Genomic DNA, 11,147 nt, shown 5'->3' with positions numbered 1-11,147 from the left:
TTATAGTAGTGTTGTGGAGGGCCGAATCATTGCTATCTATGAAGGCCGGTTGATGGAGTATCTAGAGTCTACTCCAGAACTCACTGGATTACATAACGCCATTGATGAATACTTTTATAAAGAAGGGGTCGCTACACTCCCCGATGGTGTTATGGTCATCAATCTTAATCTTCGTTCAGTTACAGCTCAGGACGAAAACGGTGAGTCCCTTTTGCGCAAGCAGGTTAAGGCATTAACCGACAAGAAACTTTGGAACAAATGTCAGGGATGCCCATTGGCCGACAGATGTTTCATAAAATACAACGTTGATTCACTCAATGACTCAGCAGTTGGCAACGAGATAATCAAGCGTCTGGAGTGGATTGTCCGCACAATTGTATATAAGCGCGAACTGCATATTACTATGCGAGATTTGCGCTCTATGATAGCATGGATGTTGACCCGAGACTATTCTTGTGCAGATATGCCACACCTTATAGAATCGCTTGATAAGGCCAAAAGAGAATACGACGAGACTCCGGAAGATGCTACCGAAGAGGAAAAGAATAATCGAAGAACCATCTACGAGCTTGAACGTCAACGGTGGTGGATGCGCTATTATTTCAACATAACTGCGCCGGAACATCCCTGGTTTCCTTATCAGCACTCAGAAGACCGTGTCGTTAAGTTGCTTCGTGAAACGGATATTGCAAATGTCGCAATTCCCGAGTTGGATAGAAATCTCTATTTCAGTGAGAAAAACGAAAGAGATTATCTATCATTTGCCGAAAGGACTACATCGCTTATACCATCCTTCAACGACACTATGGAGCTGAAGCCTTCGTATATGATGAGTGGTGAAGATGTGCGTCTTCTCAAATTGCGTCATCAGACTTTTATTCGTCACCAATACTTTGAGGGCGCTTTCCTCAACGACAAGGACGGTTTCATGAAACGTCTGCCATTCCAGTCTATTGGTAGATTCGTCAATAATCTCAATCAGAGAGGCGATGATATGGAGACTGTTAAAAATGATTTGGCATACGCCATATCATGCAGTGAGGGCTGCTGGAACAGAGATCTTTCAAAGGAGTATCTGTTGCTCTCATCATCTCGTGTCGCAGATCCAAGCGCAAAGAGCTATCGTCGGTTCCCTCTCAAAGATTTTGAGATGGAGGTTGACACGAATGATAAACTGACCACATATCTCGAACATGAGAACTGCGCTTTTGTGTTCCGTAGTAAGACCAAGAAGCACATTCAATTGAATGTAACCCTCGACCTATACGAAATGCTCACGTATATCGAAAATGGATTTAGTCCTTCGATAAGCGACCTAAAAGGCAGGTTTATCGAACTTCAGGTTTTCAAAAACCTACTTGAAAGCGAAACATATACAGAAATCATCGTGACTAACAACGAGAAGGATTATTATCGTATACGTCTGAATAAGAACAACATGCGAATAGTAGTAACACGACTCGAAGCAGAGGAGGATAAAATATGAAAATGCCAATACTCTCACGCGAAGAGCGCGTGTTCCGTGAGCCGTCGATTTTCGCCGTTGATATGAAGGCTGTGACCTTGGATAATGTTCTGGTTAACCTTTTCATGCTCATGCGAAACAATGGCACCCGAATAAAGCTGAAACTTGCGAGGAATGCCACATTTCATGATGTGAACTCCCTTAAAGAAAAATATTTCAAGGCACTGGAGAATCGTCAGGAACTTGTAGGGTTCTCTGATTATCCGGAGGCCATCGAAAGCTGGTTACGCAGTAGTTTGGTGAATATGGTATTCCGAGGAAAAGCCAAAGAAAACATATCATCAATGCGCCCCCTGCATTTGGAAAGCTATCGAATCCGTAATCAGCGTCATGCGAAGGACTATAATACCGCTGACCAGGTATTCATAATGATTAACAAGCGTCCTGAAGTAAGGGATGCCTTGAAAGAATATATGTCAATTGGCTGGGATAACTTTAGCCGAAAATTGGTTGACAATCCGACTCTTGATGTTGATACAGCCGGACTGCTTCATCTTATCAAGATGGTTGATATAGACCCGAAAGTAGTCAATGTCATAGCCAATATAAAACCACTTCTGGAGAAACAAGCAGATTTATATTGTGATGATGTATTACGTCTTCTTGCGTATCAGAAGAGTATCCCTCGGAGTGTTTTTATCGACTATCTACGCATCCTAACTGGATTCCATCTGGCGCTATATTTTCATCAGTTAGTATATCAACTGCCCAAGATGGTTGATACTGGCTCTGCTGAGGAGACTAAAGAATGGAGTATGGTAGTTGACATGTCAGATAAACTTGAAAGTGAAATATCTGATTTGGCTTGCGCAGATATGCAACGACTTCTCGATGGAATGATAAATTACATTCGCGCTTCATATACAATCAAGGCGGTCAAACGTATGCCGGGAGCAAGCCTTGAATCAATGCCACAAATCATAGAGCGAATAAAGAATCCTGACGCTACAATGGAAGCCTACTTTCAGGTAAGGCTTTCCGATGTCATATCAAACTATGACAAGGAAGCTAAAACCGATGAAGAACAGGAGGATGCACGAATCTATAAATCTGAATTGGAACAATACTTGCAATTTGAAGATTCTTCTTTGCAAAAATATGTCCAGTGTCTTATGAAAGTCGGTGCGCCCTACCAATTAAAGTATGGTCGTGACTTTCTTGATAAAGTTTCGATGAAGAACACGGAGTCTGCCCTGATGATTGATGGTAGAAGTCGCAAACATCAACGTCGAGGAGCAATCGGTTCAAAACTTTTGGAGGTCCTCGTGCAACTGCTTGTGCTTACACCGAAAGATGGAGGAGGATTCAGCAGTAATCCGCTTAGCATTCGACAACTCATCAAGAGTATTAGAGATCGTTATGGACTCATTATTGATGGAAGTGACGAACCTCGGTTCTCTGATGCCGATGTCAAGACACACNTGGCATTCAAAGCCAATGTCGATGCTCTTAAAAGCAAACTTCGTCAGATAGGTTTCTATACTGACCTCAGTGACGCATCATCACTACAGAAAATTCGTCCCAGATATAAATTCAATGATTAACCGCGAACTCAATGGATTTACGAAGAGAATATTATAACCGTATGCTGGACACATTTATGTCCTGCTATGGCAATGTTNTAGAGAATGCCTCTGACGGACATTGTATGAAGGTCACGGGCTTTCCGTTGGAGGTCTTACCGGAGTTGANAAATAAAATCAACTCACGTGAGACGCAGGCGGAGTGTTACATACTTTCAGAGACTCTTTCTGGAAGCGAATATATTACTCCCACGAAACTCATTGAGCTTCGTAACGACTTGACCAAACCGATTCTTATACTTATCCCGGTCAACAGTAGTACGTCTGCTGAGGACTCATACGGCAATGCAACATTCCAAGATCTGAGTGTGAAAACACTGGATTCGATGCTGTTCAAATCGTTGTTGGGTGAAACCGGTGGAAATAAGACGATAAGGACAGTGTTACAGTATGCCGAGAAGAATCTGAACGTATCTATCAATGATAAGATTAATTATCTTCTTTACATTGTCTTGTCAGGACTTACTGACAAGGCAATAGGAAATGGCATATTCTATCTGGGTCTTATGCCGGATGAAAAACTGGCACAACGGAAGGAGTATGCGCCATCGTTCCTAATGAAAAACGATGATTGCATCAGTGTTATGTCTGACTTCTCATCAACCATAGCAGACAGAGTTGTAGAATTACCCATAAAAGCCAACTCCCTCCAAAAGGAAGTAGCAGCTTTCTTGAAGCAGAATGGCAGGATAAACACCCGAATAGGTCTTTGTCAGCAAATTCTGAAGTACCCTTCATNGAATTTTTCTCAGTGGGAAAGAGTTCTCACTAACGTCCTTGAACTTGGCAAACTGCATATTGTAAAGGTTGACTTAGGAGGCAAATCTTATTCTCTTGTCGATGGAGATCCGGAAGTGTTGGTTGACCCAAAGAAGGGGGCAAAAGTAAAACTCCGCATATACTTCTCACCAAAGCCGAGTCAATATGAGGAGCTGAAGAAAGTTCGTATTGCTCTAATGAATGGAGACGGATTTTATAAGGAGCAAGACCTCTTGACAAAGAAAGTTTCGGATAATCAACGTGAGTATCGTTATATATCATTTACAATCAATCCTGAAACCTTCGACAATGGCTCATATTTCTTCCATGTGTTTGCGGAAGATGAAAACGGGACTGTCCTGAACACCAAGGACGAGTTTACAGAGGAGTCTGTTCAGCAAGAATGGATTGAAGAGGAAGCAAAAGATGAAGGCTTGTCAAAGGAGGATTTCCAGCAACAGCGTCGCAAGATGCTTACCTCTGATTCTACCACATTCTTCTTGCGAAATAAAGATGTGGATGATGATACCGATGGAGAAGAAATCGGTACACGTATGAAAATACGTAATGTACTGATGGCGTATTTCCGCTACAGAATTGAGTTGAACCGCAAAGGTCTTGAACTCACTGTACCAGAGCGTGTCGCGATTGTTGAGAAGAATGGCAAGGTGTCAAAAAATACATCTGATGATGAATTACATAGTTGGCAGGAGAGCACCCATCTCGAAACATTCCAGTTACGATATGATGCTGACAACAACTATCAGATTCCTCTACCCAAAAAACTTCTTGTATTACAACGTGCTCTTCTGAAAAAAGGAGACCAGCTCTCTTACGTAGAGGCTGAAATCAGCGATAACTATACCGATGTTCAGCTGAAATCAGCATTTGTCGTTCCGGTTGATGTTGATGCGCCTCAATCGTTGATTGACTCCAGAAAAAGGCTATTTGATGCTATAAGACAATCGGCTCCTGATAATACCGGTGTAATCGAAACACTTGAGGTGTTCAATTACATTGATGAAATCAAAGCTTATGTTAGCGAATACAGAGCATGGCTTTCAAGTGCTCTCTCGGAGAATATCGAATCAAGCGAAGCTGTTAAGTTACAATCAATAGATACAGTTTCTCTTGAAGTTGAAATGCCTGATGGGAGAACTGCACATACAAAAATAATCACGCCTCTTCATCCTTTGCGCCTCGCTTGGCTTGTAAATATTTATGAGCAATATGAGGAATGGGAATCTCGGACACATGATGATCCTCGTTACCGTAAGCCGGATGTATGGTATAAAAAATTAGACAAGCTATTCTATGGCGAACTGAATCCGGAGATTGCTCCACTTGTTCTTCTCGATGAGAAGCGCACCGGGTATATGCAATACGTAGGAGAACTGTGCTTTGGCTGGGGATTATATGCCAATCCGCTTCAAGACAAAGACGATACTTTCTCTACAGGTTTCCGTCAGCTAAAAGCATATCTTTCTCAACTATTTAATATAGGAATACAGTATCGTATTGACAGCGATGTAAACCAGAATATGGTTTACCGCTTAATGCACAAATACATTACTCAGCATCCGTATATCAACAAACTTATTATAAATCTGTTTAATGCCGGGGATGCGTCGGTATTCGCAGATAACCTTGTAAGATTAGAAAGAGAAACCGCCGGAAATGTATTTGATATACATTATGAGATTCGTCTGTTCTGTAACGATAAGCGTTTCCCACAAGGTGAGGCTCTGAAAGAACTGATGAATCCAGAAACATCTGTATCAGAGGAAGCAGAGAACTTCTCACAGGCAGATGATAACCGCCTGTTCCCGAAGCTACGTTTCTCCATCAACAGCATTGACGAGTTTGTTAAAGACCCATTGCGTTTCCCTGCGCACATGTCTTTCCTTATAAACCCGTTCCCGACTCAGGCATCATTGAAAAGAAGTAAGACGATTCAGCCATCATTCTATCTCAATGGCGTTGTGATGCGTCCTATTGTTCAGGTTGACAATGCAAGCGAAGGCACTGAGATTCAGTGGCAAAGGTTTATTTCTGATACTCCCATGCAGAATGCCACAATGTTTGCCGAAGAATTTCAAAATTTATTCGGCAATGTGCAGAACCTTATAGGCACGAGCATGACATCAGACCATGAGTTGTCAGTACCCTCTTTAACGCTGAATATCAAGGACTCCAATTCTGAAATGCTCTCTCTCGTTCATGATATTAGTGATTGGGTGGTGACCTTCGACAAGAATATGGGACCGGAGTTCTATGATATGCCTTGCAAGGCCGGCGAACAACCTTATCTGCTCGACTATATTCCGAGCGCTGAGCTGAACGGCATATCATCGTTCCTGACCTGTCGTCCGACATCGGAAATAGAAGGGATAATGGCTCCGCACTTTAAGAACTTCGGAATAGATGTTAGTGATAAGACATCATTCATGGATTTGCTTTCTGACATCCGCTCTGTCAGCAGCAGTATGATAATGCAACTGGAAAGCAGTCGCAATAAAGTATTTGAAGTGCTTGGCACAACTCTTATGAAACGAATGTTGAAAGGTAAAGGTCTTCTGGACGATTCTTTCATCATTCCGATTGACCTGCATCAGAATCTGTTTGCAGACTTAGATTCAGATTCCGGAGAGCGTGCTGATGATCTATTGGTGGATTTCCATCCCTCAAAGCGGGAGATTGTATTTACCGTAATTGAGATTAAGTGCCGTCAGAATCTCAATGATGATGAATTGTTCTCTCTTCAAGAGAAAATGCAAAGNCAGATTGAGAATACAATTTTAGCACTTCGTACAAACTTTGATCCAGAGTTTAAGTCTCCGGATAGACTTGACCGGGAACTTCGCACAATAGAATTACAGTCGTTGCTACTATTCTACTCTCGCCGTGCAGCGCGTTATCAATACCTGAACGAAGAAACGGCTAAGGAATACGAAGAATTCATATTGTCTCTGCAAAATGGAGACTATACCATCCGTTTCAAAAAGATGGGGTTTATTTATGAGTTCCAAAGCGACACGTATCAACGCAAAGATGTTCTTAACGATACGATTTTCTATATCCTTGGTAAGCCAATGATTGAGATGATTATTGAAGATGTGGATCGTCTGAGGACTGTTGACGTTGCACGTGCGGCTGCTGATGAGGATATGAGAACTGAATTTGAAACATCAGACCGTATCTTGCGCGAAGACTCATTCCGTCTCAACAATGATGTAGAGGATATGAAAAATAGCCAACCCGAACATCAGATTGATATACCATCATCTCCTAAAATAGAACAAGTAGAGTCGGAATGTCCAAAACAAGAAGATATTGACGAAAATCATCCTTCGAGTGTTGCATCCAACTCCCCAGCCACATGGCATACCACTGGTGCCGATGAAACTGTTGAGGTCAGCCCCAACCAGCCGTTATCTCCATCTCCTATTGAGGCTAAGCCGGTAGATAATACTCCGTCGGCTCCGACAGTTCCTGATAAACCCAAAATCGAAATTGAACCTGTCATATTTGATCCCAATTATGTTCAGCCTACTTATGATATTCTTATCGGCAAGACAAGCGGGAGCGAACAATATGGTATTCTCGGTGAAAGTATGAATGGCCATCGTAAGATTGCCATTGATTTGAGCGAGACTAACACTATCAGTCTTTTCGGAGTGCAGGGGGGTGGCAAAAGTTACACAATCGGAACTGTTACAGAAATGACCTTGAAGCAGTTTTCTAATGTAAACATACTTCCTGGTCCTATGGCAAGTGTAATCTTCCACTACTCCGAAAGCCAAGATTATGCACCAGAGTTCACGTCAATGGTATTCCCTAATGATGAAGCCGGACAACTCAAAAAGCTAAAAGAGGTATATGGAGCAGATGCGGCTCGCATAGAGGATGTTATCATGCTATGTCCGGAGGATAAAGTAGAAGATAGACAGGAGGAATATCCTAATCTGGAAATTCATCCCATCAAGTTCCACTCAACCGATCTCAATGTGCAAGACTGGCAATTCCTGTTGAAGGCTTTGGGCAATGATTCAACATATATCGCCCAGCTCAAACAGATTATGAAAGCACTCAGAAAGAATCTAAATATTAACGCGTTGAAAGAGAGCGTTGATAATTCTGATCTTCTTTCAACTTCTCAAAAGGCTCTTGCCAAACAACGCCTTTCCTTCGCGGAAGAGTACATTGATGATACAAGAAAACTTGGTTCCCTCTTGTGTCCGGGTCGTCTTATTATCGTAGACCTCCGCGATGAGTGGATTGATGAAGACGATGCGCTTGGCCTATTCGTCATCATGCTTAACATCTTCTCCGGTGTAAAAGAATTTGAAGGCAGGAAGTTTAACAAATTCATCGTGTTTGATGAGGCTCATAAATACATGGGCAACAAAGACTTGACAAGCACAATCGTGACTGCTATCCGAGAAATGCGCCATAAAGGCGTATCAATGATGATTGCCAGTCAAGACCCGATGAGTCTTCCTACTCAAATCATTGAACTCTCTTCTGTCGTGCTCTTGCATAAGTTTAATAGTCCTCAGTGGGTTAAACATATTCAAAAGTCAATAACCCAACTACAGTCTCTTTCATCATCTGACATGGCATCTCTTGTTCCGGGAGAAGCCTATCTTTGGGCTACCAAGGCGACTGATAAGGGAGTAACCTTGCGACCTATGAAGATAAACACCCGGCCAAGAGTGACTAAACATGGTGGTGATACCATTAAAGCTATATGAGAATAATAGAATACAGCAACATCGGCCGTAGAGCGCAGAATCAAGACTTTGTTCTCTCCAAAGAAATTGGAGAGAACAAAGCCATATATATTGTCGCAGATGGTATGGGTGGTTACTCTGATGGGGATATAGCTGCTAAAGTTGCCGCTGAAGAAATAGCTAACCATATCGCAAAAGGAAAAACAATTCCAGAGTCCGTGCTGGACGCAAACGCCGAACTGAGCAAGACTATTCGAGAACGAGGTGTTTCCAAAATGGGCTGCTGTTTTGCAGGAATTGAAGTAGATGGTTACATAGGAAATATATTTTGGATTGGAGACTGCCGTGTATATCTATTTCGTGATGGCAAACAAATATTTGTGACCCAAGATCACACAATGATTGCAGAAATGGAGAAACATGGCAAAGTCACTTATTCTCAAAGAGAAAGATACGGACATATAGTGTCTCGCGGATTTATGGGCTCTCCCAAAGATATAGCTGATGTGTCGAAATTAGAATTGAAGCCCGGAGATGAAATTGTAATTTGCTCGGATGGTCTTCATAAGTCTTTGCCAATTGATGTTTTAGTTGATATGATTAACAAAGATACTTTCGCACTGAAAGATAGGAATGACGACTTTGATGACAATCATTCTTTTATATATGTAAAAATATAAAACTTTCGTAGAAAATGACACAGGAACAGGCAATATCATACGCTATTGAGCATGAAGGGATAGATGTAATTACAGAACCAAGATTCGTTAACTACTTGAATGACCTTCAAACTCTGTCAACACCTGCAATAAAACATATTATTCTACAATTGGTGAAGAAAGATTGTTTTGCTTTTTGAAAACATTAGATGATAATTGATTAGACGTAAAATAGAAAATGGTTTTTTCTAACAAAACAATCGAGCATATAAAGAAAAAGTCCAGCCTGTCATTTGACAGAGCATCAGACTTCTCAACACTGGCTGCCCTTATTGCTGACGAGACAAAATCTACAATTGGTGTAACCACATTAAAACGGCTTTTTGGTTATATATCGGATCCACGAGAAACGAATAAGGGCACATTAAATATTTTGGCTCAATATATAGGCTATCATTCATGGGAAGAATATATCTCAGAAATGAGAATAGATAGTGACTGGAATTTGGATTCAGACACCATCTGGGTTGCATGTCTGTCGATTGGCTCGGTGATTGAGGTTGGTTATCTTAATAGAATGGTTACATTTGAGGTTATCATTGCGCCCGAAGGGAAGGCCTTGAGAGTTATGAATACAATAAATAGCAGCCTCCATAAAGATGATATAGCTTATATTGATAGACTCCGAAAAGGTGAGAAACTTGAAGCTCGAAAAGTTTGCAGAGGAACAACTTTCGGCTCCTATCGTACTAATGGGGAAGTAAGGTCAATCAATATAATCAACAAGTAACCATAATCTATTGAAATTATAAAGTATTCTTCTCATGGGTTTCCTAAATACTCTTGTTAAGAGTTTATTACATATAGATATCAAGGCAATACAGGAAGAAAATGAACTATTGAGGCATTCTCTTTCCGATGAGCAAATGGCTTCAAAGAAGAAAGACGCTCGTCTTTCCCAAATGGAGACAGAGACAAAATCTTTGAGAAGAGAAATCGCAAATCTTAAAAGCCGCCGTACACTTCTGGAAGGGGAGGTTTCAGCCTTAAAATACAAATTGAAAGAAGTTAATGGTGATACAGAGCCTAAAGAAATAGATAACAGAACCTCTATAATTCAACTTGACACATGGAAGATCAAATTAGATGAGAAGTGCAAAGAAGTCGTTGAATTAAAAGAAGAGTTGACAGCTGTTCATAAAGAATATGGTTCTATTGCTAACAAACTTTCAGTACTTCAACGAAAATATGATTCCGTTAAGTCTGAATTAGATGCTCTGCGACAAGGTCAATCATGCGATATTATTGCATTGCAATCTGAATGCACAAAACTTTCTGACCGTTTGGCTGTCATTACATCAGATAGAGACCGGCTCTCAGAACAAATCAAAATATTATTAGAGAATAAATCGGTTCAACAAGGGGAATCATCATTCATAAGAAATGATGTATTCTCTGAGAATGAATCTTTTACAGCTCTGTCTATTTCATGTTCGCTATCTGCGATTATTGCGTCAATCCTCCAGTATCAAAAAACTAAGAATCATAAGATTTCTGAAATTGTTTCGGCATTAAAGAATCGCAAAGATAGGATTGAAGTTTATAGTGACTCCGATGAGAATCCTATCGGAATGTTATCACAGTATAAGATTGTAGAATCCTTGCCAAATAATTCAATATTGTATTCCGATGAAGAAGATTGGTATCTATACGGAATAAATGACCCATTGGCAAGCTATCACGATAATGACGAGGTTAAAACGACTTTATTGTCGGAGAAATATCAGATTTACAATCTAACCATAAAGAAGAATCACTAGTGTCTCTTAAAAAGTGTTAATCAAATTCGAGGTCAAGAGTTGGATGGCAATTTGCTATTTGTGCTGGC

General features: G+C 40.9%; 3 protein-coding genes and 1 pseudogene. All 4 read left to right on the top strand.

Features of this window, described 5'->3' with window-relative positions:
• A pseudogene (locus JX312_RS03740) lies at positions 1 to 1,486 on the top strand (protein kinase); the annotation flags it as partial.
• A gap of 7,131 nt (positions 1,487 to 8,617) precedes the next feature.
• The gene (locus JX312_RS03735) at positions 8,618 to 9,280 is read left to right on the top strand and encodes a PP2C family serine/threonine-protein phosphatase (protein ID WP_204457120.1); all 663 of its coding nucleotides are present in this window, start codon (positions 8,618 to 8,620) and stop codon (positions 9,278 to 9,280) included.
• A 217-nt stretch (positions 9,281 to 9,497) separates the two neighbouring features.
• Complete coding sequence (locus JX312_RS03730; protein ID WP_204457119.1) at positions 9,498 to 10,049, top strand: hypothetical protein; 552 nt, start codon at positions 9,498 to 9,500, stop codon at positions 10,047 to 10,049.
• Between the two features lie 34 nt (positions 10,050 to 10,083).
• On the top strand, positions 10,084 to 11,079 hold the full coding sequence (locus tag JX312_RS03725) for a hypothetical protein (protein WP_204457118.1): 996 nt from the start codon (positions 10,084 to 10,086) through the stop codon (positions 11,077 to 11,079).
• The last annotated feature ends 68 nt before the right edge of the window (positions 11,080 to 11,147 follow it).

The sequence above is a fragment of the Barnesiella sp. CU968 genome, assembly GCF_905219685.1.
GTDB classification, from domain to species: Bacteria; Bacteroidota; Bacteroidia; order Bacteroidales; family Muribaculaceae; genus Lepagella; species Lepagella muris_A.
This window is presented reverse-complemented; position numbering and strand designations above follow the sequence as displayed.

Coding starts and splice junctions, on each gene's coding strand:
- JX312_RS03735 (WP_204457120.1), top strand. CDS start 8,618: ATGAGAATAATAGAATACAGCAACATCGGCCGTAGAGCGCAGAATCAA.
- JX312_RS03730 (WP_204457119.1), top strand. CDS start 9,498: ATGGTTTTTTCTAACAAAACAATCGAGCATATAAAGAAAAAGTCCAGC.
- JX312_RS03725 (WP_204457118.1), top strand. CDS start 10,084: ATGGGTTTCCTAAATACTCTTGTTAAGAGTTTATTACATATAGATATC.